We start from the raw sequence: 24,219 nt of genomic DNA, 5'->3' as shown, positions 1-24,219 counted from the left end.
GTTATCGGCCGGGCTAGCGGCAGCCTTAGCGTTGACAGCATTTACAGGCTTTATGTCAGCAAAAGCAACCACTAAAGAAACAGCGGCAACTGATGTAAAGTCAATTGTGGAGGAGATGTCGCTAGAGGAGAAGGTTGGGCAAATGCTCATGCCGGATTTCCGAAACTGGCAAAAGGCTGGGGAAACCAAAGCAACCGGCTTTACGGAAATGAATGATGAGGTTGGAAGCATCATCGAAAAATACCATTTAGGCGGTGTGATTTTATTTGCTGAAAACGTGGTAGATACCGAGCAAACGGTAAAGCTTGTTGACGGGTTGCAGGAGGCTAGCAAGGACATTCCCTTGTTGATCACGATCGATCAGGAGGGCGGTATTGTAACCCGCCTGCAATCAGGGACGAACCTTCCAGGAAATATGGCCGTAGGAGCCACACGAAATGAAAAATACGCCTATCAGACTGGGAAAATCATCGGAAAGGAATTGGCGGCATTAGGGATCAATGTTAATTTTGGTCCTGTTGTTGATGTTAACAATAACTCAGAAAATCCTGTTATTGGTGTTCGCTCCTTCAGCTCAAATCCGGAGCTAGTTGCAAAGCTTGGCATTCAAACGATAAAAGGGTTGCAAAGCCAGAATGTCGCAGCAACAACCAAGCATTTTCCGGGTCATGGCGATACGGCGGTTGATAGTCATTATGGAATTCCGCTTGTTCCATATGAGAAGGAGAGATTGCGTTCGGTTGAGCTCATTCCGTTTCAACAGGCCATCGATGCGGGTGTTGATATGATGATGACAGCCCATGTTCAATTCCCTGCATTCGATGATACAACCTATATCAGCAAAAAGGACGGCCAGGAAATCATGGTTCCGGCAACATTATCTAAAAAGGTCATAACAGGCCTATTACGGGAAGAAATGGGCTTTAATGGTGTCGTCGTAACGGATGCGTTAAATATGAAAGCGATTGCTGATCATTTTGGGCAGGAAGAAGCGGTTGTTTTAGCCTTAAAATCAGGTGTGGATATTGCGCTGATGCCAGCACAAGTGACCTCGCTGGAAATGGAAGAGAATTTAGCATCAGTTTTTGAAGCAGTGAAGGAAGCGATTGAAACAGGAGAAATACCGCTTGAGCAAGTCAATCAATCTGTTGAAAGAATCCTTGAGCTGAAAATCAAACGAGGCATCTATAAGCCTGGTGAAGACCGCGAAGATGCTCCGCTTGATGAGAAGATTGCCAACGCGATTCAAGTGATAGGAAATAAAAAGCATCTAAAGCAGGAAGAGAAAATGGCAGAGGATTCAGTGACCCTTATTAAAAATGAAGAAAAAACATTGCCTTTTAAACCGAAAAAAGGTGAGCGCATTTTAGTTCTTGCTCCGTTTGCCGATCAGGTTGAAGCAATGACAAGGAGCATTGAAGAAATCGCTGCTAAAAAGAAATGGAAGAATGTTACGGTAACGGGAATGGACTTTTCCGGAAAAACAGTTGATGATGAAGTTCGTTCTCTTATTAATGAAGCAGACTATGTCATTACCGGTTCCTATGTCGTGAAAAACGATCCTGTCGTAAATGATGGGGTGATCGATGACAGCGTACAGGATTCAAGCAAATGGGCAACCGCCTTTCCAAGAGCAGTGATGAAGGATGCCCAGGAAAAGAATAAGAAATTTGTGTTAATGAGCTTACGAAATCCGTATGATGTGGCGAATTTTGAAGAAGCAAAGGCCGTACTTGCTGTTTACGGATTTAAAGGCTTTTCAAATGACCGTTATAGACAACCGAATATTCCGGCGGGCATCGAAGTCATCTTTGGCGAAGCAAAACCGAAGGGAACATTGCCAGTAGATATCCCATCTGTCACAAATCCATCTGAGACGTTATATGAGTTTGGGCATGGCTTGCATCTTAATTCTTGCAAGGAATTAAACTAGGAGGGAGAGTTACGATGAAAAAGCTGCTTTTATTGATGGTAATTGGCATGTTGGTTTTAAGCATGGTTCCCTCTGTTAATGTATCAGCCTTGAAAGAAAAGAAAAAACAAAAGGTTACCCCTGGCGTTGAGGTGCTTTTAGGTGATCAGAAGGAATTATTAAAGGGGAAACGGGTTGGGCTGATTACAAATCCAACCGGAGTAGATTCAAAGTTAACGAGCATTGTCGATTTGCTGCATGAGGATCCGGACATTGAATTAACAGCTCTTTACGGACCTGAGCATGGGGTGCGCGGGGATGCGCAGGCTGGGGAATATGTTGACTTTTATGTGGATGAAAAGACGGGCCTGCCGGTTTACAGCCTGTATGGGCAAACGAGAAAGCCGACACCTGAAATGCTTGAAAACGTTGATGTTCTTGTCTTTGATATTCAAGATGTGGGCACACGTTATTACACGTATATTTACACAATGGCTTATGCGATGGAAGCAGCGAAAGAAAATGATATTCCATTTATCGTTCTTGACCGACCGAACCCTCAAGGCGGGCTTACGGTGGATGGGCCTGTGCTTGAGCCGGAATTCTCTTCCTTTGTGGGCTTATATCCGATCCCGCTCATCCATGGCATGACGGTGGGCGAACTGGCAATGCTGTTCAACGAAGAATTTGACATTGGCGCTAATCTAAAGGTGGTAAAAATGAAGGGCTGGAAACGCTCAATGGATTATGATGAGACCGGGCTGCCATTTGTCTTGCCATCGCCCAACATGCCTACCGTGTCAACGACAATTGTTTATCCGGCAACAGGCTTAATCGAAGGAACAAATGTCTCTGAAGGAAGGGGAACGACAAAGCCATTCGAATTAATCGGCGCCCCATATATAAACAGTACAGAGCTAGCGGAAACATTAAATTCATTAGGCCTGCCCGGTGTCACATTCCGAGCTGCCTCTTTCACACCTGCTTTTTCAAAGCATGCGGGCAAGCTTAGCCATGGGGTGGAAATCTATGTCACGAACCGTGACACATTTAAAGCTGTGCCGACCGGCTTGCACATCATCAAGACGATCCATGATTTGTACCCAGATGACTTTGAATTTCTTGCAGTAAACAACTTTGGCCGCTTAATCGGCAATGACTGGGTAAGGACGATGATTGAAGAGGGAGCATCTGTTTCTGACATCGTGACTGAATATCAAGATGACCTCATGCGTTTTAAGAAGATTCGTGAGCAGTATTTGATGTATAAATAAATACGTTGGGTTGTCTCAAGATAGGGTCAGTTCCTTTGAAGGAGCAGCCTGATTTAATCGTTTAGAAAGGGTTGAATCTATGTGATTCAGCCCTTTTATCCATATTTTGAAAAACTAATTTTTAAACATAACCCCGTTGTAGTAAACACTTTTCATTTGATACTCCCCTTCGTTTCGCATCACGTCCATGATTAGCTTTAGCTGATTAACCGCGTCGACAATTCCATTTGCATTGAAAATAAGTTCACGTTTGCAATCGTTTGTTTCCACTGTGAATACATATTGTTTCAAAGTTAAACACCCCTTTTATGAACTCAGTATACTACTGATTTTAAGGGGAGTTTTCAAGGTAATCCATTAGGTTGTTCGTATTGCTTACACATTTTTTTCTATAGAAGGAACAAGCAATGTCTTTCCATACACCGAAAAGATGAAAAAATGGAAATGGTTAAAACATTAGGGAGAAAACGTAACGATGTTGTTGTATCAAGTTTTAAAGGCTACTATGATTAGGATTATAAAACTAATTTTCTCGTATAACCTTAATAATCGGATTAAGGGTCTCTACTAGAAACCGTAAATTTCTGGCTACGAGGAAAATATGCTTCTTTGGCATATTTTCCTCGTAGCTTTTTTTATCGTTTAGGAAATTATAAAATTCATTGAACTGTGGATAAGCACTGCGACTTCCAGCTCCGAAGCACAGGATGTGCAAGTGCAGTCAGTGCGACAGGACGTCGCGTTTTTGACTGCCAGCGCCTATCGCCTATCAAACTTCAGATCATCTCCCTACGATAAGTCAACATCGGTTCACTTCGCTTACAGTGGTTCCTTTATCTCAGTCGATGCTCCTCCAGTTTGTACGGCGATGACCAAGGCGCTTGCGCTTTTGTTCTCCTATACAAGTTGACGAAAGTTGATTGAAATGGGTTGACTCTCAGAAGGCAGAAGCGGCATCAATTAAGAGGAATTTAGAAATGAAAGACATCATATTATATGTAACTGCCGGATTTGTCATCGGAGTTTTTTTAATCAATGAATTTACCAACTCGTTCGCAGCCAATTTTTGCAAGGAGCAGGGGATGTCGTGTCTATTTTGGCGGCAACGTTATTGCGTGGATACCGTTTTATATGAAAATAGGGGGTTATGTTATGAATCTACTAATTAAAAATGCAGAAATTGTGACGATGAATAAAGAGGGAGAAATCATGATAGGCGATCTTCACATCGTTGACGATATCATTATGAACATTGGTCCTAACCTAGAGGTTTCGCAACCTGATAAAATCATCGATGCAAAAGGAAAGACAGTTATCCCGGGCTTTGTCCAAACCCATATTCATCTATGCCAAACAATCTTCCGTGGCCAAGGTGATGACCTTGAATTAATGGACTGGTTAAAAAAGAGAATTTGGCCGTTAGAGGCTGCACATGATGAGGAATCAATCTATTATTCTGCTATGCTCGGAATTGGGGAGCTTATCCAGAGTGGAACGACAACGATTGTTGATATGGAGACTGTCCATCATACTGAATATGCTTTTAAAGCAATTGCAGAAAGCGGAATTAGAGCCTTGTCCGGGAAAGTAATGATGGACAAAGGCGATGAAGTGCCTGTTCCATTGCAGGAGAAAACGGAAAACTCTATTAGAGAAAGTGTCGACCTCTTGGAAAAATGGCACAACTATGATAATGGCCGGATTAAATATGCGTTTTCTCCTAGATTTGTCGTGTCTTGTACGGAAAAGCTGCTTCGAGAAGTTCAGTTTCTATCAGAACATTATCATGTAATGGTTCATACACATGCTTCTGAAAACCTTGGAGAAATTGACATTGTTCAAAAGGAAACCGGAATGAGGAACATTGTGTATTTAGATCATTTAGGGCTGGCGAATCCCCGCCTTATTCTTGCTCATTGTATATGGTTAGATGACGAGGAAAAGAAAATCATTCGAGAACGAGGTGTTCATGTTAGTCATTGTCCCGGCTCTAACTTGAAGTTAGCATCAGGTATAGCAGAAACTCCATATATGATATCGGAGCAAGTTTCCTTAAGTTTAGGTGCAGACGGAGCACCATGTAATAACAATCTAGACATGTTTAATGAAATGAGATTAGCCGCTCTCATTCAAAAACCTGCCCACGGTCCTACTGCAATGGATGCACATACCGTTTTTAAAATGGCAACGATCGGCGGGGCAAAAGCTGTTGGCATGGAAAATGAAATTGGCAGCATTGAGGTTGGGAAAAAGGCAGACTTAGCAATATTAAATTTGAATCATTTTCATACGTATCCCTCGTACGGCGTTGATCCAATTTCAAGAATTGTCTACTCTGCAACCCGTGCAGATGTGGAAACAACGATTATTAACGGTGAAATTGTGATGGAGAATGGCCTCTTAAAGACGATTAATAAAAGTATTGTGTTACATGAGGCAAATAATTGTATCAAGAGATTGTTGCAGAGAGCAAAAATGAAATAAATAGATTTAGATTAGCAAGTGAAAAATTTTTGTTTATTAACGAACCATTTCATAAAGGAATATCACATATCAGGGGAGTATATATCTAGTAACGAACTAGGAAAAAAGCAATGCTTAACCATGTTATTTAGGCTGCCCGTAAGGTAAGCTGGCAGCCATTCATCGAGTTTATGTGTGTCCTTATTATTATAAATCAGTAAATCAAGGAGTGCGGGTCTTGGAAAATGTGATCAATGTTAGAAACTTAGACGCCAAAAAGGACTTTTTAAATAAATATGGCTTGAAACGATTTATTGAATTTTATTTTCAGCACTACCATGGCTATCCATGTCCCCTGGACAATCCTCAGACATTATCTGAGAAAATCCAGTGGCTGAAGCTTCATGGAAACCTAGAACAGTTCTCGCGTTTCGTTGACAAGTATGAGGTGAGAGAGTTTATTAAGAAGTCAATTGGAAACGAGTATGTCATCCCTCTTTTGGGTGTTTATTCAAACTTCGAGGAAATGAACTTTGACAGGCTGCCAGAGCAATTTGTGCTTAAGACCACACACGGTTCCGGGTGGAATGAGATTGTTTTGAATAAACGTGAGCTCGATTTAGCGGAATTGCAGTCGAAATGTGAAAATTGGCTTGCGGCGAATTTTTATGATGTCAGCGGGGAGCCGAATTATCGGCCTCTTAAAGGGAGAATCATTGTTGAAACCTATATTGGAGAAGAAGGCCGTGATTTAAAAGATTACAAGTTTTTCTGCTTTCATGGCGAGCCATTCTTTATCCAGGTTGATAGCGAGAGGTTTGACGGGCATAAGCGGGATCTGTTTACAACCGAATGGAAGCCATTGGACTTTCGGCTGCTCTACCCGAAGTCAGAGGAACCACTTGAGAAGCCTGCACTCTTGAAAGAAATGATGGAGATTGCTAAAGCGCTTTCGAAGGATTTCTCTCTTGTGCGAGTTGATTTGTATCAAACATCTGATCGGATCTACTTTGGGGAACTGACCTTTACACCGGGAAGCGGGTTTATTGCTTACGATCCGAAGGAGCATGACCTTTACTATGGAGGGAAATTGGATCTATCCAGGTACTAATGGGTGAATGCTAGAATAAATTTAAAAGTTGCAAAATTAGTAAAGAAAGTTGCAAAATTCTCTACAAAAGTTGCAAAAAAATCCCTTAAACTTGCAAAATTCCGCTCCAAAGTTGCAAAATACCTTGTGAGCGGCACTGCATTTTCTTCTAAACAAGGCAGGATTTTTAGTAGAAAACAACGAATCAAGGAAGAAAATCTAGATTGGAGTGATGATATGATCATTAAAAAACGAGCAATTCCTCTTTCCGTTCAAAAAATGCAAGCATTGCTTCGCCGGATACCCCCAAATCATCCCAAACACCTCATTATAAAAGAAAATCTATCTAAAAGACTGTCAGGCTATAAAGGAGAAACCTATCTTGACTATCCATTAAGCTTTCTTTCTGAAAAAGATACCTACATTCTTCATGATCTTCGGCTAAAGGATTCAGCAAATTATTTCCAGCTTGATTCCCTGATCATAACTCCAAATTACATGCTCATATTGGAGGTAAAACATATCGTAGGGACGATTTATTTTGATCAGGTCTTTCATCAGCTTATTCGAACACTTGATGGAAATGAGACCGTTTTGGAAAATCCTATGATTCAGATAAGCCGCCAAGAGATGCAGCTTGAAAAATGGCTGCAAAATAACCGGTTTCCGAAAGTACCTATTCTCTCCCTCGTCGTTTTTAGTCATCCAAAGGCACTTCTTCGTACGTCTCCTAAAGACCAAGAGCTAGGTCATAAAATCATCCATCGCCATCTACTTCCGACAAAATTTCTTCAATTTGAAAAAGAATATCCTGAAGAGTGTTTAACGAAAAAAGAGATTAAAAAGATGATTAAATGTATAAGAGATCAAGATACTCCTTTTGATCAGCCAATTCTCGAACAATATGAGATTCATTATGATGAGTTACAGAAAGGGATCCTTTGTCCTTCCTGCGGTCACTGTCCAATGGTGAGAGACTATGGGAAATGGTGCTGCAAAAAATGCAACAATCAAGGAAAGGATTTACATATTGAAGCATTGAGAGACTACTATTTTCTATTCGGACCTGAAATAACGAATAAAAAGGCAAGAGACTTTCTACAGATTTCTTCCCCATATTTAGCTTCAAGATTGCTTCATTCGATGAATATGAAAAATATTGGCGTTACAAAGGATAAAATCTATTATTTGTCGTTTGAGGAAAAGCTTTGGAAATAATTAATAAAGGATATAATGTGGACTTAAAACTAAGATTTATTAGATATTATAGATTGTTGCCTTTTATATTTTTCCTATTCTGGATGGATGGAATAGGAGGTTGCAAAAATGAAATACAAGAAGAATTCTAAGGCATTGTTATTAATGATGATGATTCCTACCTTGGTTTTCGGTTTCTATGTTGGGGAAGGATGTATTTAAGCGATATTTGCCATCTGGTATATTTATTTCATTTGTGGTACTGATTGTTAATTTCATCGCTAAAAAGCGAAGATGGTGGCGGTGGTAGTTGGGAACATCCTTTTCACGATCGCATTTTTTACAATGAATCGTCGTATATATTAAATTAAACTTATAATTCAACTTGATAAGGTCCAATATATAGTATGATTATTTCAAGTTGTGATCAATATATGTAAAAATTAAGAAGCAAAAACCCCTTTTTCTTTATTGTTTTTTCCGAAAAAGGGGTTTGTCTACACTCTGAAAGATATTCAATCTAAGATTTTTTTATATGCCGATAACATCACTTATGGTGCGACAAGAAGTCGCATTCGCACAGTGTAGCTTACGCAGGGATGACCCTCGCTTATCCGGCTTAAACATTGGTCATATCAAGTCCGTTAACTGGCCTTCTCTAATTGAGTTCGATTATTTTTCATTCTCTCTTTAAGATAGAGTAAGAAAGAAAAGCATAACCCTGCTCCAATTCCCGTTGTTAAATTAGTGAAGACTGTCAACAAAAAGGTAATCATTAACACCAATGAATGTCCCGATTTTTCTTTTAGGATACTAGCAAATTGTTCCTTTTTACTTATCTTCCATGACACTACCATCAAAACCGGAGCTAGGCTTGCAAGCGCAACATGTGAAGCAAAGGGTGCAAGTAATACCAATACTAATAAAACAAATAAAGCATGTGTGATTCCCGCAATAGGTGAAGAGGCGCCATTCTTAATATTTGTTACAGTTCGTGCTACCTCTCCTGCTGCCGGGATTCCATAAAATAAAGGTGTAACCATGTTTACAATGCCTTGACCAATTAGCTCTTTTTTACTGTTATGCCTTGTACAAGTCATTTCATCCGCAACTCGAGCCGTTAACAAAGACTGTAATCCTATAAGGATGGCAATAACAAAGGAAGATGGCAAAAGAGCCAGGATTTTTTCTATGGTCACCTCAGGAAAATGAGGTATAGGGAATTGATTTGGTATTTTTCCATAAATCGAACCGATCGTTTCAATTTGAGTTGAAAAGAAAAAGGAAGAAGCTAGACTTGAGACAAGGATTCCGAATAAATAGGAAAGCCCTCCAGCTTTTGGGAAAAAACGCAGAACAGCCAAAATAATGAGCAAACAAAGAAGTGCAGTGATGATACTATAGATGCCCACTTGGTGAATGTTGCTGAATATTTCCTTTATATTCAAATGAAAATATTCGTGTTTCTCAATAGTATGTAGTCCTAGAAAATTAGGGATTTGTCCGCTGAAAATAATGACCGCAATGCCAGACTGAAAACCTATAATAATGGACTTGGGAAAAAATTCAATTAAGCTTCCCACCTTGCATAGCCCAAAGATGATAAGTAAAATACCCGCCATAAACCCGGAAATTAATAGGTTTTCATATCCAAATTGCAAAACAATTCCGAGTAAAACCGGAACAAAAGCACCGGTAGGCCCTCCAATTTGAAATCTGGATCCACCTAAAATCGAAATCAGCAAACCGGCCACAATCGTTGTATAAAGCCCCGTGACGGGAGCTACTCCAGAAGCAATAGCAAACCCTAATCCCAAAGGAATAGCTATGATGCCAACAACGATTCCCGATAGCATATCTTTTTTTAAGTTTTGTAAGGAATATCCTCTGAACGCTTCTAAGTTCATAGACACCACTATCCTCCCATTTGAAATAGTTAAAAGGTGATTATGCTATATAAAACTGAATTGAGTTAATACAAGCAAATTTCAGTAATGCTCCAGGGGTTTTCCGGAATCTGCTTCTTGAAGAAATCAATATAGCGTTCCCTTTACATACTGGCTGGTTCTGTTTCCTTAGCGTTGGCATGGTTATATCCATCCACGATGAGATCCAATTTCCCCGTTTCAGGACAGATAACCATACCATGAACAGCAATCTTGTCTGGCATTAATGGGTGATTTTTGATTAAATGAACGCTATTTTGGACACTCTTCTCCACGCATTGAAAACCAGTCAGCCATTTGGATACATCAATGCCGGCATTCATTAAAGTTTCAATCCGATTTTTGCTAACCCCATTTTGTTTTGCGGCTTCAAGAACGGAGGAAGGTTCAAGGCCGACCATTCCGCATCCGTGATGTCCAATCACACATACTTCTTCAGCTCCTAATTCGTAAATAGCTACAAGAATACTTCGCATAATGCTGCCAAAGGGATGGGATATTACAGCGCCGGCGTTTTTGATTATTTTTGCGTCACCGTTTTTTAAACCGAGCGCTTTTGGGAGCAGCTCCAGCAAACGGGTATCCATGCAGGTTAGAATCACCATTTTTTTATCTGGATACTTTGTTGTTTGAAATTCTTCATAACCATGTTGATCAACAAAAGTCTCGTTATACTTTAGAATGTTAGAAATAATAGACATTGATTTTCTCCTTCCTTCCCATTGCATTTTTTTGCTAAAACTATGATTCTATCGTCATCTTTTCCTAATGTGGCGCTATTTCGTATGTGCTAAAACTTTCTTTACTATCCCATCTTAGAATGGCTAAATTAAATTCATATAAGGAGTAGATTAGAAAATAATTAGAAAATAATGAGAATTTAATTGCTTTCTCAGATGACCAATTGAACATTCTCCTTTCTAAAATCTTTTGGAAGATAGTTAAAAATTTAATATGTAAATTTGGAGAAATTGTGTATTTTTTTATTTTGATTCTTTTAACCTAATTGATTTGTAAAAATTGAGACTATCGTTTCTTATTGGTATTATTCTCTAGCCCTTTTTCAAAGATAAGTACTAGAACTATGGTCATCTAATTTGAAACCTAATTATCCTGTGTTATGGCACGAGATCTGGAAACATATGAAATGGCCAAGGCCTTCTTAAGAAAGCGCTTGGCTTTTTCACATGTATTCATCATTAGTTAACATAAAACTGATTGGAAGCAATCAAAAATCCTCAGATTTTATACGAATCTGAGGATTTTTTTTGCACTTTAAGTATAAATTGGCAGCGAAAAAGGGGAGCGATAATGTCAACCCTTACTTATCTGTTATGAATAAAGCGATTGCTCAAATCACTGAATTTTGAAATAATTGCATCAAGAGATAAGGAAGGATTGTGTAATGAGACTTTGAAGTGATAACGAAAACCGGAAGGGGCTGTGTATATGTTTGAAAATAATTTGAACTGTCCATGCAGGTGCCAGAATTCTCACGCACTATTGTTATCTAAAGAGGTTGTTTCGACCCGTTATAGTACGTACACTTATATCTATCAATGTTCCATATGTTAGACACTCTTTATGTTGCTTGATCGTGGGGAAGATCAGAAAAAATGGCTTCGTGTAGGGGAGTATGATTCAGCTTTTCCATTCGTAGTGTTCAGTGCAAAAAAGGCAAAGCAATTCGGATTCCAAATTCCTTGCGGCAGCAAGGTACGGCAATTTGGTTATACCGGATTATCCTGTGATGCCGATTTCTTGGAAGTGTTGGAAACCGTATCTGAATCTAAAGTGATAGGTTATGAGAAAAGTGTTACGATTAGAAGATGTAAAAAGTGTGGTCAAAACTGGGGAATATCTGCCAAATTTGACAGTCATCATGGCTTTAATGCCTTGGCAAAGAGATTAAGCTCAACAATGAATGAAAAAAGTAAAATCGCCTTTGTATCCGCTCGTGAAGCGAAGAATCAGATTTATGTGATGAATGCGGATGGAACAAATCAGACCCGTCTCACTAATTCACAAGGAAATGACACCTCTCCTGCGTGGTCTCCATATATTCGTTCTTAAATGAATAAGATTATTCTATATAAAGGGTCCATCTCTCCAATAGAAATGAGTCTATTTATAAAAAGTATTGTTCATTTGTAAGTTTGATTAAAAGTCCTGTATTGGTATGCAGGATTTTTTTGTTTTGCAATCGGGCCTCCGATAATTGAATAAGTGACGTGAAAAACTACGTAAAATTATATAAGTTCTAAGTTAGAGTACAGTTTTATTGAAGAAGGGATTTTGTTACAAGCAATCAGATACTTTATTAACCTAGTGAAATATTATACAATTTAAGTATACTTCCATTTCCTTATACATTAGAAATTAGCAATAAGATGAATGGAGAAAATAGAAAGAATAAAGGTGGTTTTCAAGTGGACGGTAGTGCTTTTATACTTAATCTTTTAGAAATCCTTGTCATCAATATCGTTTTAAGTGGAGATAACGCTGTTGTCATTGCGCTAGCTTGTCGTAATTTACCGGAACAATATAAAAAGAAGGCAGTATTTTTCGGTACTTTTGGAGCGATTGCGTTAAGGGTAGCTTTAACGTTTGCAGCCGTATATTTATTGATGATTCCTTACTTAAATTTTATAGGCGGATTATTGCTACTTTGGATTGCAGTGAAGCTATTAAAAGGTGAAGAAGAGGAAGACATTGCAGCGAATTCAAACCTTATGGGAGCTATAAAAACGATTATTATTGCCGATTTGGTCATGAGTTTGGATAACGTTGTCGCTGTGGCAGGTGCAGCGAACGGAAACATTTTGTTGATTATACTTGGTTTAGTGATCAGCATTCCATTAATTATTTGGGGAAGTCAACTCTTAATGAAAATTATGGAGAAATTCCCTATTATTATCATGATTGGAGCTGGATTATTAGGATATACTGCAGGTGAAATGGTCTTAGAAGATAAGGCTATTGGGCATATTTTGGAGGGAGTCAATCATAGCCTTCACCTTGCCATCCCGATTATTCTAGCTATTTTAGTTGTTTTAATTGGTAAAATTAGCGAATATTTAGCAAAAGAAAAAGGGGCTGTCAGCCCACACTAAGATGTAAAATGGAATTAGAGCTATTTTAGGAGGTTGAGTAATCGAAATGGTTGCTTAGCCTCTTTTCCTTTTTGTTTTAAATAAAATAGCCACTCACTATACAATCAACAAGATGTTTGATTAAATCTCTCTCGCTTTTTATCAAATAAAAGGCATAAGAATCAAGGTCCAATAAGAAGGATCCGCATAATAAATTGGTGTTAATAAAGATACCTTAGATTAAAAAGTTGATAAAAAACAATAAGAAGCCTACATGGTTTATAATGGAAATGATCATCGAGTAGTTGGGAGGTGATGAAAATGGCAAGAAAGATTACATTGCCCGATTCTGCAGCGTCCCATGCAAAGCCTGTTATCAGGAAGGCGATACTTTGCATGGGGTAGACTTTCTAAAAGATCGCCCAAGTAAGCTTTTCTGATATATAGGCTTTGCACCTTATTTGGCTATAAAAAAATAAGGAGCTGGCAGAAATGGCATATATAAAAGCAACGGCTATTCTACCTGAAAAGCTGATATCAGAAATTCAAAAGTATGTTCAAGGAGAAACAATATATATTCCTAAACCTAAAGTCTCTTATCAAAGATGGGGTACACGTTCAGGATCAAGAAAGCTGATTGATGACAGAAACGCTTCTATTAAAAGTGCATTCAAAAACGGCAGGACGGTCGATCAATTGGCTGATGAATATCACCTCTCGATAGAAACGATCAAAAAAATAGTTTACTCAAAATAAAGAGGAAAAAGCACTGATGGAATAATAGTTGGCTCCAAACAGGACCGAAGAAGTAATGAAAAATTAAAAAGGGACAGTCCCGCACCACATATAAGCGCAAAGGAACTTGTCCCTATTCTTTTCTAATGGAAGAAAGCAATGATAATGCCTCCGACTGTTATCAAACTAAAGATGATTTTAAGAGAAAGGGGAAGCGAATCCCTTCCCTTTCTTTTCACCTTCTTTTCATTCTCAATGACAACCTTGCGATATTCAGGGCTGCAGCAGCTCATTATGCCACCTTATCCCAACCTGAAATATCCTCATCAAGCTGAAGGTTATTTGCTCGAGCCTTATTTGCGGCACGGAAGAATAGGACAAGCAGGATGGCCGTTCCGATCACACCGCCATACCATGAAACATCCATTGATAGGCGGAAGCCGATTTGCGCATTAAGGATATAGGTAATAACCATGACGAGCATGAACGATCCTGGGATAAGCGATACCCAATAATTTTTCTTCGCAATATATAAATACATAGCACCGACAAATAATGCGATAACCGCTGTTGCTTGGTTGGCCCAGCTGAAGTATCTCCATAAGATGTTAAAGTCGATCTGAGTTAGGACAATTGATATAACAAATAACGGTGCTGCAATCCATAAACGGCTAGAAAATTTCTTTTGGGCAATGTTCAGGTATTCGGCGATAATCATACGTGCACTTCGGAAAGCAGTATCACCAGATGTAATCGGTAAAACGACAACACCAAGCACGGCAAGAGTACCACCGATTGCCCCAAGCATCATTGTTGAAACTTCACTTACAACTGCACCAGGACCACCTGCTGCAAGTACTTCATTTAAACCATTATAACCGTCAAATAAGCTCATAGATGCTGCTGCCCAAATCATTGCAATGATACCTTCAGCAATCATCATACCATAGAAAATTTTACGACCTTGTTTTTCATTTTGCGTTGTACGCGAAATGATTGGTGTTTGTGTAGCATGGAAGCCTGAAAGTGCACCACATGTGATCGTGAAAAAGATCAATGGGAAAATTGGCGCGTTATCAGGATGGAAATTTTGCAAAGAAAGCTCAGGAATTGGTGCTCCTGTTACGACTATACCAATACCTACGCCAAGTGCACTGATAACAAGCAATGCTCCAAAGTATGGATATAAACGACCGATGATTTTATCAACTGGTAATAGAGTAGCTAAAATATAATAAAGGAAGATAGCTGCAACGATCACGCCTAATGCGATTTTGCCATCCATTAAAACATGTAAAAGACTTGCTGGTGTTGAGACGAACACTGTTCCTACTAATAGAAGAAGCAGGATTGCAAATGCGTTTACAACGTGTCTCATGACTTTTCCAAGAAACTTACTTGCAAGCTCAGGTAAGTGGGCACCGCGGTTTCGGATTGAGATCATCCCTGTTAAATAATCATGGACAGCCCCGGCAAAAATACAGCCCACAACGATCCAGATAAAGGCAGCTGGTCCGTAAAGCGCTCCCATAATTGGACCGAAAATAGGTCCTGTGCCCGCTATATTTAACAATTGTATAAGTGAATTCTTTGATGTGCTCATTGGCACATAGTCAACGGAATCGTTGTTCACATATGCCGGAGTTGCACGATCTTCTTTTACCCCAAATATTTTTTCAATAAATTTTCCGTACGTAAAATAACCTATAATTAATAGAGCAATACCTCCTAAAAACGTATACATGATTACTCCCCCTTTTCTTTATAAAAAAATGAATGCGTTTACACAAAGTATAATGCACGATCAGTTTGAAAGGGGAAGATTGAGATCAAAAGGTCAATAACGGAGACTATCATGTTAAAAATCGCAATTAAGATGCAAGTAAGGGGGCTAAATTTCCATGTGCGTTCTTAGTGCCTTCACATAATTTCGGCTAACTGCCAACATTTCATCTCTGCCTTCGATTTGCAGCTGATAAGCACCATTGAACCATGGGGTTAGTTTCGAAACGTATGATAAGTTCACGAGGTAACTTTTATGTATTCGGAAAAAATCGAACGCACTAAGTCTGCTTTCCAGCTCCTTAAGAGGTGTTTTTGTTTCAAATTCTCCTGTTTTTGTGATTAGCTTCGTTACTTTTTCGTCCCTGTATATATACAGGATGTCCGCTGGTTCGAGATAAATGATCTCGCCTTCTGCTTCAATAGGGAGTTTTCCTGAACGTTTACCGATCTCACTTTCATCCTTACTGGAAAATTTTTTCTCAATCCGCTGAATCGTTTCCTGCAACTGATCTTCGTCATACGGTTTCAATAAATAATCTACCGCATCATAACGGAACGCCTCTGCCGCAAATTGCGGATACGCTGTCGCAAAGACAATAAGCGGGACCTTTTTTAATTCCATTAGTGCTTTTGCTGCTGCCATTCCGTTCATTTTTGGCATCTCTACATCTAAAAAAACAACATCAGGCTGAAGCTGAAGAGATTTTAAGACTGCCGCTTCGCCGGTTTCTGCTTCACCAACAATGTTGATAGCCGGGAAATTCTGTAACAAATGCTTTAGCTCATCACGACTATATAATTCATCATCGACAATTAACGTTTTAATGGATGATTTCATTTGCTTTTTCCTCCACTTCATACGGGATTGAAAAGGAAATTTCTGTGCCTTTATCAGGTTCGCTTACAATTATTAACGCCGCTTTCTCTCCAAACATCATCGTCAGCCTGCGATTTACATTATAAATGGCGAGACCGCTTCCTTTCTCAGATTGAATCGGAGCTTTGGAAATTTGATTGATGCCTTCTTTACTCATTCCTTTTCCATTGTCTTTCACACTTATATAAGTAATGTTCTTTTTCTTTTTTATCGTAATGATTAGCAAGCAGTTTTCCTCTTTATCCTTGAATCCATGTTTCACTGCATTTTCAACAAGTGGCTGCAGCGTAAGCGGGGGGATGCTTTGAAAAAGAGCTTCTTCATCTATATCATAAAAAACTTCCAAGCGATCAACAAACCGAGCTTCTTCAATCGCTAAATACGCTTTTACATGACGTAATTCCTGCTCCAGCATAATCTTTTTATGTGTTGTCACAGTCAGGTTTTGTCGTAAAAAATGGGACAAAGAAACAAGCAGCTTACGTGCTTTTGCCGGATCGATACGTACAAGGGAAACGATTGTATTAAGCGTATTAAATAGAAAATGCGGGCTGATTTGTGCTTGAAGCGCCCTTATCTCTGTTTCCTTTGCAAGCTGATAAGCTTTATCCGCTTCAGAAATTTCAAGTTGATTGCTGATCATCGAACTAAGCCCAGTAATCAGCTCCATCACAACATTCGTGATTTCCTTTTCGGAGCGAAAATAAAATTTTAACGTGCCAATCGGTTTACCACGCAATTTTAAAGGAGCAATCACCGCTGCACCGAGAGGACATCCTTCAACACGACAATGAATCGAGCGTTGATTCGCCACCACAATTTTGCCCTGCTTGATGGCATCTATTGTAATCTTCGTCTGTATCGGGCTTTCCTCACGGTGATGATCATAGCCAAGACCCACATGGGCAAGAATTTCTGTTGTATTCGTAATCGCCACGGCACTTGATTTGATTTCATTATGGATAATGTGGCAAACTGCACCAGCAGAATCAGTGGTGAGACCATTGCGCAAATAGGCAAGCGTCTGGTCGGCAATGCGCAGTGTTTTCTGGGCCTGCATGGCACCGGCCTTTTCTTCTTCATTAAATACACTTTTAATAATCAATAGAAAAAGTGCAGATCCGACTCCGTTTGCAAAAATCATGGGAATGCCGATCATTTCCACTAATGCCACAGCCTGCTCAATAGGGCGCGATATGAGCAATATGATGATCATTTGCAGTGTCTCAGCCAATGCTCCAATTAAAAATGCAGAACGTAACTTTACATGTTTGTTTTTTTTATGGAAGAAACCGGCGATCACTCCCGCAAGAATCGTTGCCAGGCCACAGGAAATTCCCGTAAACCCCCCTAATGTTAACCGATGAAGCCCTGCAATTAAACCGGCGCCAATCCCAACTTTATACCCGCCGAGAAGCCCGCCCAATACGACACCAATCACTCGCGAATTGGCGATCGCTTCATCAGCGGCAAGATCGGAAGGGAGACGATTAAATTGGAGGGTTTCAGTACTAAGACTTAACCCTGAATATGTGCCGATAATACCGAAAAAGCCGAAGAAGATCAATGCCGTCACATTCTGTTTGTGATTGAGCTGATCGTGATAAATCATTTCTCGGAAGAATTTGAATCGCGTTAAGATGAAAGCAATCATGACAATGATGCCAAGACGTTCGACCATTGTGAGTAGTAAATCAAACATGTGATTAACCCCTTTTTATAATGGAGACTGTCCCCAATAGCTAACTTCCCCTGTAGTATTGCTGATCAGACTTTATTTCAAAGCAACACCTGACTCCTAGTGAATCTATTAAACAGGTACACTTGCTTCAAGCGAACGAAGCAATTCCTCTTCCGTTTCCTTTGTTACCTTTACGACTGTTTTTGATAAAGACGTTGATTTTTGCTTTTGGTCAAGCCACTTGGCAAGAGCTTTCGTCGTGCTGATGAAATCCTTGATCGCTGTTTTTGTTAAAATTTCATATAAGCCTGTGAAATCCTTTGTAAAAACACGTTCCCAAAATGCTTGGTCACATTCTTCCCAGCTTGTTACGTCAGATTGTTCAAGGATGAGTCGCAAGTCTGATAAGCTGCTGCGGTATTTTCGCATCGTATTTTCTGATTTTCCTTCTGTTTTTTCTTTAAAGAAGGCAATGAAATCCTCTGCATAGAAGTTATTAATCGTATCAGGTGTGAAGCCAAGCTGTTCATAGTAAGGAATGTCCTCTTCTTTCACAGCTATTTGTCCTTCACCTTGATTAGCAGCTCCCAGCTTTTCAATTTGTGAATGTCGCGTTTCCCCGCCTGTTACAAATGGGGATAACGGGAGCCCAAGTTCTCTGCGAATGGAATTATAGTCAGCTGTTGCGATCACCTCTTTATTTTGCTGCTGCACAACTTGATACGTATTGTATTCCATTTGCTTCAGCCAAAGCTCGGCCTCATCGACTCTGCCTTCAGCCATCAATTCTTTTATCGACAAGCCGTTAAATTGTCGGATAGGCTTATCAAATTCAAGACGAATGTCATGCTGTGCGTAAATGCCAAAGTATGGCGGTGTGTCAGGCTCTAAAGACAAGACCATATCTCTTATTTCCGCTTGGACTGGGATGGAGAAGGCCTTTGTTTTTTCCTCGATAAATGTTATAGCTTTACGATCAAGCAAGCTTTGAATCATCTGTTTAAATTCTTCTATACGGGAAGAGTCTAAGCTTGTAAACTGTAAATGGCCATTTTCTAAAAAGATCTTTCCATAGATTTCAGCGATAAGGACAGGACTTGAAATTTCCGTATCGGTATAGGAATACCAGCTGTCAATCCAGCTGCATAGCTTTTTGTTTTCTTTCCATGTATCAATGATAAATTGTTCCTGGCCTTGTAAGAAGCTGGTTACCGCCTCATTATCCTCCACTTTATAGTCCAGCAAATAGTCATGGATCTCTCTTTTTTCATGAAGAGCAGCGTCCTGATCCGTGATAAGCGCTGCTAAAATTTCCGGGAAGTAATCAAACATAACCTGTTTGCAGCTTTGCTTTGTTGAATCGATTAGCTCTTCAGCTTTTTTCATCGCTCTGTTTAGGCTATACGGATCTTCAAAGATGCGGACGCCATTAAAATAGTAGAAATCATCATATGGTTCAAGTAGGGCGAACGTGCCATACCAAGGAATAAAGGCAGGGTCTGCCCCCTTTAAAATAGGTACCCGATATTGTTCCTTCGTGTCCAAGTCTTCAAAGACAATAATCTTTTCTTCCTTGTCTATAGCCTGGACAAATTTCGGTGTTAGCTCCTCCCATGTTTTCGCCATTTTTGTTTCTTCTTCTGTTAGGCGCGATTCCTGATTAAACCATTCGATGCCGCGAAGCCCGTTTTCAAAACGATGGAAGAAAAACAGCCAAAATTCAAAAAAGCCGGTTTCATACTTTCCTTTAATAGCATGGAGCGTACGCTTTTTAAATTCGGCTTGCAGCTGGTAATTTTGAGTTGCGGATACTTTTTTTGTAATAAACTCTTTTAATTTTAACACAAGCAAATGTTTGCTTTGCAGAAATCGTTCTTCTCTTACTTCGTGAATTTGAACGACCTTCGCTTGATTCAAGCAGCATTTCTTATATTTTTTTCCGCTGCCGCATGGGCATGGATCGTTACGTTTTACTGTCAAATTGATCACCTATCATTTTTTTAATATCAGAACTTAAATATTTTCTTAACCTAGCTTGTGTTCTGGATCAAGCTCCAGGCGCTTTTTTATATGACATATGTGATTTTAGATGAAGTTACCGAACTATTCAAGTGATTGTTTTTTCCTGCGGGAATGAAACCTTCTTCCTGCACAATACGTACTAATATAGTAGTTTAACTAATAGGAGTCGATTCGAATGAAACAATTCTTTCATTTTTTACTTCGTTCATCAACAGCTGCTTTTTCTACAGGCACTATATGGCTTGTTAGTTTTTTTCCGTTAGATCAACCCTTTCTTTATTCAAGCGGGTATGCGCTGGGCGGGGGCGGGCTTGTTTACCTGACAATGAAAGGGATTACTTCCCGGCGTTTTTTGAAGCAGAATCAGCTTACAAGGAAGGAATATCTCTATATTAAAAAGAATTTAGAGGAAGCGAGCAAAAAAATCAGGCGGCTTCGCAAGGCACTCTTACAAGTGAGAACGATTGGTTCGATTAAACAAAATATCGAGATCATTCGTGTTGTGAACAAAATCTACTCCATTACAAAAAATGAACCAAAGCGTTTTTATTTAGTAGAGCCATTCTTTTACTCACACTTGGATTCAATGGTAGAAATAAGCGAAAAATATGCATTTCTAGCCGCGCAGCCGAAGAAAAACGCAGAGCTGAATATTTCCTTAAGCGAGACGCGCAGGACGATTGAGGAGCTTGCGGAAACACTGGAAAAGGATTTATATGATGTGCTGGCTACGGACCTTGATCATTTGCATTTTGAACTAGACGTTGCAAAGCTTACCATCGATAAAACCAATAAAAAATGACCGTTGGAGGATATGTCATATGAGTAAACAAAATGAACTTGATGAGCTGCTTGCCAATCCGTTTGGCGACACCGAGATTGTAAATCACGACCAATCTGCATCAGCAAAACCTGGGAGACTGATCGATGTTTTGCCTGAGGAAAACCGTCAAAAAGCCATCCAGCTTGCCGAACAAATCGATCCGAAGAACCAGCAAGCGATCTCCTTATATGGAACACAAGCGCAAACAAAGCTGATGAATTTTTCCCACACGATGCTTGATCATGTGCAAAAAAAGGATAGCGGCGAGATTGGCGTTATTATCAGTGACCTGATGAAAAAGCTTGAACAGGTAAGTCCTGATGATTTAAAGCCGGTTAAACGCAATATGATCTCCCGAATGTTTGGGAAAATCTCAAATTCCGTCCAGGAAGTGCTGTCAAAATATCAAAAAACCGGTGCACAAATTGACCGGATCAGCGTCAAGCTGGAGCATTCGAAAAATGACCTGCTTAAGGATATCAATGTCCTTGAACAGCTCTATGAAAAGAACAAAGAATACTTTCATGCCTTAAATGTGTATATTGCAGCAGGGGAGCTGAAGCTTGAGGAATTAGAGAAAAAGACCATTCCTGAATTAAAGAAAAAGGCTGAATTGACGCAAGATCAAATGGCCTTTCAGGAGGTAAATGATCTGATGCAATTTGCCGACCGCCTGGAAAAACGAACACATGACCTTGTGCTAAGCAGACAGATCACGATGCAAAGTGCACCACAAATTCGTTTGATTCAAAGCGCGAACCAAGCATTAGTCGAAAAAATCCAGTCGTCCATCACAACGGCCATCCCGCTTTGGAAAAACCAAGTAGCGATCGCCCTTACCCTGCTTCGCCAAAAGAACGCCGTTGAAGCGCAAAAGCTCGTCTCAAAAACAACGAATGATCTTTTACTGAAAAATGCAGAAATGCTAAAAATCAATACACTTGAAACAGCAAAAGAAAACGAACGCGGTCTTGTCGATGTCGACACACTAAAGAAAGTACAGGATCACTTAGTTTCCACACTTGAGGAGACACTCCGCATTCAAGCCGAGGGCCGCGCAAAACGCCTGCAGGCTGAGCAGGATTTGGCTTCGATGGAGACGGATTTGAAGAAAAGGCTGGCTAGGCTGTGAAGAAGAGAGTATGGAGGTACTCTCTTTTTTTGTGGATGGGATTAGCGGAATATCGGGGGAGGTAATCATCGGGGAGAGCGGATATATCGGAGAAAAATTAAATATATCGGCGGAATCGAGGAAGAAATCGGCGAAAAATCAGATATATCGGCGGAATCGAGGAAGAAATCGGCGAAAAATTAAATATATCGGCGGAATCGGAAGGATATCGGCGAAAACTCAAATATATCGGAGGAATTGGGGAAGAAATCGGCGAAAAATCAGATATATCGGCGGGACCGAGGAGGATATCGGCGAAAAATCAGATATATCGGCGGAATCGAGGAAGAAATCGGCGAAAAATCAAATATATCGGAGGAATTGGGGAAGAAATCGGCGAAAAATCAGATATATCGGCGGAATCGGGAAGGATATCGGCGAAACTAAATTTATCAGCAATTCAAAAGTACCAAAAGATAGAAATAAATCCAAAAAGTTGGTTGTAAAAGATATAATAATATCATCACAATAAAGATTGGATGATTTTAAGTGGAAATTAAGTTAGATGATTTATCTGGAGCTAAAATTGCTGCCTTAATCGGGGAGCATCTTCAAGGGATGGCCCTCCATTCACCGCCAGAAAGTATTCATGCGCTTAATCTTGATGGCTTAAAGCAACCGGATGTTACATTTTGGAGCGCCTGGGAGCAAGATGAAGTGGTAGGCTGCGGGGCTCTTAAGGAGCTTGATGACACACACGGCGAGATAAAATCAATGCGAACGTCTTCAGCACATCTTAGAAAGGGTGTTGCTAGAAAGCTTCTCGAACATATTGTGGCAGAGGCTAAGCAGCGCGGCTATCAGCGGCTAAGCCTGGAAACAGGTTCGATGGCTGCCTTTGAACCAGCAAGAAGACTTTATGAAAGCTTTGGATTCACCTATTGTACTCCGTTTGCGGATTACAAGGAGGACCCAAATAGTTTGTTTATGACGAAGGAATTATAAGAATAGTGAATTTTTTAAAACTTCTCTTGTCTTAAGAGAGGTTTTTTATTATGAGCAAAGGAGGAAACTTATTTTTCTGGCTTTTACTTGCTTAACTTATCTCATGACTAACTATAAAACTACAAAAAAAACGAAATAAAAAACAAGATAAAATCATGATTATTAATTGGTTTTAACCACATAAAATAGAATTATATGTTGTTATTTTTGTTTTTATGCTTTAAAATCACATTTAACAAAACAAAAAGACCAATAAATAAGGAATAATGTTTGGTAAATGATGGATTATTACTTATTAGTGCTTGTTTATTAAACAATAAACAGGAGGAACGCAAATGAGAAACAACAAGATTGCAATAGAAAGACAAAAAGAGATCTATTCATTGATCGTTCAAGCCGGTACGGTTCGTGTAACCAATCTTAGTAAGCGCTTTAAGGTTACGGCGGAAACAATTAGACGAGATCTGGAACAAATGGAGAAGGATGGTCTTGTACAAAGGATACATGGTGGTGCTTATATAAATCAGCAAGAAAATAAAGAAACGACACTTTTATTTAAACAGGATCATTCCAACCAAGAATCGAAGCAGGCTATAGCTCAAGAAGCAGCAAAACTAGTTAAAACAGGGGCGATTATTGCTCTTGATAGCAGTGATATTTCGTACGAATTAGCTAAAAAACTAGTAGATATAGATATTACCGTTATTACAAACTCGATCCCGGTAACATTGGAATTTTTAAATAGAAATGATAATAAAGTGAAGGTTATTACAGTAGGAGGGTATTTAAATAAAGAAATGTCCTCATTTATTGGAACGGTGACAGAGAAATCGATAGAGGTCTATAACGTTGATATGTTCTTTTTTTCATGCAGCGGCTTTCATCTTGAATATGGGGTGTACGAAAACAATGAAATGGAGGCGCAAGTCAAATATAAATTTACAACCATTTCGGAGGAGAGTATTTTATTGGCTGATCATACGAAATTTGGGCAGAAATCACTAACAAGCTTTATAGGAATTGATAAGATTCATAAGCTTATTATGGATCAGGGTGTAGCTATTCATAACCTAACTGCACTAAAAAATAAAGGTGTTCATGTGGAAATAGCTAAGTAATTGATGAGCAATACTTTGAAAAAACAACATATGACGAAAATCAAAAAATAAAACAAAGCCATTTCATTAGTTGGTTTTGTTTTGTTTT

The 24,219-nt window shown here is 39.4% G+C and carries 20 protein-coding genes and 1 riboswitch; of the genes, 13 read left to right on the top strand and 7 right to left on the bottom strand.

The features are described 5' to 3' along the window. Window positions 1-52 precede the first annotated feature (52 nt). Both ACSVDH_RS26580 and ACSVDH_RS26575 read left to right on the top strand, forming a co-directional pair. A complete protein-coding gene (locus ACSVDH_RS26580) occupies window positions 53-1,933 on the top strand; it encodes a glycoside hydrolase family 3 protein (protein WP_439250595.1) in 1,881 nt (626 codons plus the stop codon). 47 nt (window positions 1,934-1,980) lie between these two features. Further along, on the top strand, window positions 1,981-3,186 hold the full coding sequence (locus ACSVDH_RS26575; RefSeq protein ID WP_439250594.1) for an exo-beta-N-acetylmuramidase NamZ family protein: 1,206 nt from the start codon (window positions 1,981-1,983) through the stop codon (window positions 3,184-3,186). A gap of 114 nt (window positions 3,187-3,300) precedes the next feature. On the opposite strand, the gene ACSVDH_RS26570 is transcribed toward ACSVDH_RS26575, so the two are convergent. Then, window positions 3,301-3,477, bottom strand: a complete 177-nt coding sequence (locus ACSVDH_RS26570; RefSeq protein WP_439250479.1) for a hypothetical protein — start codon at window positions 3,475-3,477, stop codon at window positions 3,301-3,303. Window positions 3,478-3,698: 221 nt separating this feature from the next. After that, window positions 3,699-3,797: riboswitch (purine riboswitch) on the top strand. Window positions 3,798-4,338: 541 nt separating this feature from the next. Here ACSVDH_RS26570 and ACSVDH_RS26565 point away from each other — a divergent pair. The 3 genes from ACSVDH_RS26565 to ACSVDH_RS26555 all read left to right on the top strand — a co-directional run bounded on the left by ACSVDH_RS26565 (window position 4,339) and on the right by ACSVDH_RS26555 (window position 7,957). Further along, window positions 4,339-5,670 carry a 5'-deoxyadenosine deaminase gene (locus tag ACSVDH_RS26565; RefSeq protein WP_439250478.1) on the top strand — a complete coding sequence of 444 codons (1,332 nt, stop codon included), beginning with the start codon at window positions 4,339-4,341 and terminating at the stop codon, window positions 5,668-5,670. A 226-nt stretch (window positions 5,671-5,896) separates the two neighbouring features. After that, on the top strand, window positions 5,897-6,760 hold the full coding sequence (locus tag ACSVDH_RS26560) for an ATP-grasp fold amidoligase family protein (RefSeq protein WP_439250593.1): 864 nt from the start codon (window positions 5,897-5,899) through the stop codon (window positions 6,758-6,760). A gap of 3 nt (window positions 6,761-6,763) precedes the next feature. Next, window positions 6,764-7,957, top strand: coding sequence for a nuclease-related domain-containing protein (locus tag ACSVDH_RS26555; RefSeq protein ID WP_439250477.1), 1,194 nt, complete (start codon window positions 6,764-6,766; stop codon window positions 7,955-7,957). Window positions 7,958-8,580: 623 nt separating this feature from the next. On the opposite strand, the gene ACSVDH_RS26550 is transcribed toward ACSVDH_RS26555, so the two are convergent. Both ACSVDH_RS26550 and ACSVDH_RS26545 read right to left on the bottom strand, forming a co-directional pair. Next, a complete protein-coding gene (locus ACSVDH_RS26550) occupies window positions 8,581-9,843 on the bottom strand; it encodes a SulP family inorganic anion transporter (RefSeq protein WP_439250592.1) in 1,263 nt (420 codons plus the stop codon). Between the two features lie 143 nt (window positions 9,844-9,986). Further along, a complete protein-coding gene (locus ACSVDH_RS26545) occupies window positions 9,987-10,583 on the bottom strand; it encodes a beta-class carbonic anhydrase (RefSeq protein WP_439250475.1) in 597 nt (198 codons plus the stop codon). An 883-nt stretch (window positions 10,584-11,466) separates the two neighbouring features. Between ACSVDH_RS26545 and ACSVDH_RS26540 the strand changes: the two genes are divergently transcribed. From ACSVDH_RS26540 to ACSVDH_RS26530, 3 genes are all read left to right on the top strand, one after another. Then, complete coding sequence (locus ACSVDH_RS26540; RefSeq protein WP_439250473.1) at window positions 11,467-11,955, top strand: hypothetical protein; 489 nt, start codon at window positions 11,467-11,469, stop codon at window positions 11,953-11,955. A 356-nt stretch (window positions 11,956-12,311) separates the two neighbouring features. Further along, the gene (locus tag ACSVDH_RS26535; protein ID WP_439250471.1) at window positions 12,312-12,995 is read left to right on the top strand and encodes a TerC family protein; all 684 of its coding nucleotides are present in this window, start codon (window positions 12,312-12,314) and stop codon (window positions 12,993-12,995) included. A gap of 471 nt (window positions 12,996-13,466) precedes the next feature. Continuing rightward, complete coding sequence (locus tag ACSVDH_RS26530) at window positions 13,467-13,730, top strand: CD3324 family protein (protein WP_439250469.1); 264 nt, start codon at window positions 13,467-13,469, stop codon at window positions 13,728-13,730. A gap of 271 nt (window positions 13,731-14,001) precedes the next feature. Here the strand turns inward: ACSVDH_RS26530 and ACSVDH_RS26525 are convergent, their stop codons facing one another. The 4 genes from ACSVDH_RS26525 to ACSVDH_RS26510 form a co-directional block, all read right to left on the bottom strand. Beyond that, a complete protein-coding gene (locus ACSVDH_RS26525; protein ID WP_439250465.1) occupies window positions 14,002-15,453 on the bottom strand; it encodes a carbon starvation CstA family protein in 1,452 nt (483 codons plus the stop codon). Between the two features lie 147 nt (window positions 15,454-15,600). After that, a complete protein-coding gene (locus ACSVDH_RS26520) occupies window positions 15,601-16,332 on the bottom strand; it encodes a LytR/AlgR family response regulator transcription factor (RefSeq protein WP_439250463.1) in 732 nt (243 codons plus the stop codon). After that, window positions 16,316-18,073, bottom strand: coding sequence for a LytS/YhcK type 5TM receptor domain-containing protein (locus tag ACSVDH_RS26515; protein ID WP_439250461.1), 1,758 nt, complete (start codon window positions 18,071-18,073; stop codon window positions 16,316-16,318). Before ACSVDH_RS26515 ends, ACSVDH_RS26520 begins: the two co-directional genes overlap by 17 nt. Before the next feature lie 108 nt (window positions 18,074-18,181). Beyond that, complete coding sequence (locus ACSVDH_RS26510) at window positions 18,182-20,032, bottom strand: YecA family protein (protein WP_439250460.1); 1,851 nt, start codon at window positions 20,030-20,032, stop codon at window positions 18,182-18,184. 217 nt (window positions 20,033-20,249) lie between these two features. On the opposite strand from ACSVDH_RS26510, the gene ACSVDH_RS26505 reads away from it, so the two are divergent. The 5 genes from ACSVDH_RS26505 (at window position 20,250) to ACSVDH_RS26485 (ending at window position 24,131) form a co-directional block, all read left to right on the top strand. Next, complete coding sequence (locus ACSVDH_RS26505) at window positions 20,250-20,876, top strand: 5-bromo-4-chloroindolyl phosphate hydrolysis family protein (protein WP_439250459.1); 627 nt, start codon at window positions 20,250-20,252, stop codon at window positions 20,874-20,876. A gap of 19 nt (window positions 20,877-20,895) precedes the next feature. Continuing rightward, window positions 20,896-22,029 carry a toxic anion resistance protein gene (locus ACSVDH_RS26500; RefSeq protein WP_439250458.1) on the top strand — a complete coding sequence of 378 codons (1,134 nt, stop codon included), beginning with the start codon at window positions 20,896-20,898 and terminating at the stop codon, window positions 22,027-22,029. A 31-nt stretch (window positions 22,030-22,060) separates the two neighbouring features. Beyond that, window positions 22,061-22,540, top strand: a complete 480-nt coding sequence (locus ACSVDH_RS26495) for a hypothetical protein (RefSeq protein ID WP_439250457.1) — start codon at window positions 22,061-22,063, stop codon at window positions 22,538-22,540. Between the two features lie 17 nt (window positions 22,541-22,557). After that, on the top strand, window positions 22,558-23,013 hold the full coding sequence (locus ACSVDH_RS26490; RefSeq protein ID WP_439250456.1) for a GNAT family N-acetyltransferase: 456 nt from the start codon (window positions 22,558-22,560) through the stop codon (window positions 23,011-23,013). A gap of 335 nt (window positions 23,014-23,348) precedes the next feature. Next, entirely contained in the window at window positions 23,349-24,131 is a 783-nt protein-coding gene (locus ACSVDH_RS26485; RefSeq protein WP_439250454.1) for a DeoR/GlpR family DNA-binding transcription regulator, read from the top strand. The last annotated feature ends 88 nt before the right edge of the window (window positions 24,132-24,219 follow it).

The organism is Metabacillus sp. Hm71 (genome assembly GCF_051842955.2).
Classification (GTDB): domain Bacteria; phylum Bacillota; class Bacilli; order Bacillales; family Bacillaceae; genus Metabacillus.
The sequence above is the reverse complement of the archived record's forward strand: the minus strand, read 5'-3'. Positions and strand labels throughout refer to the sequence as shown.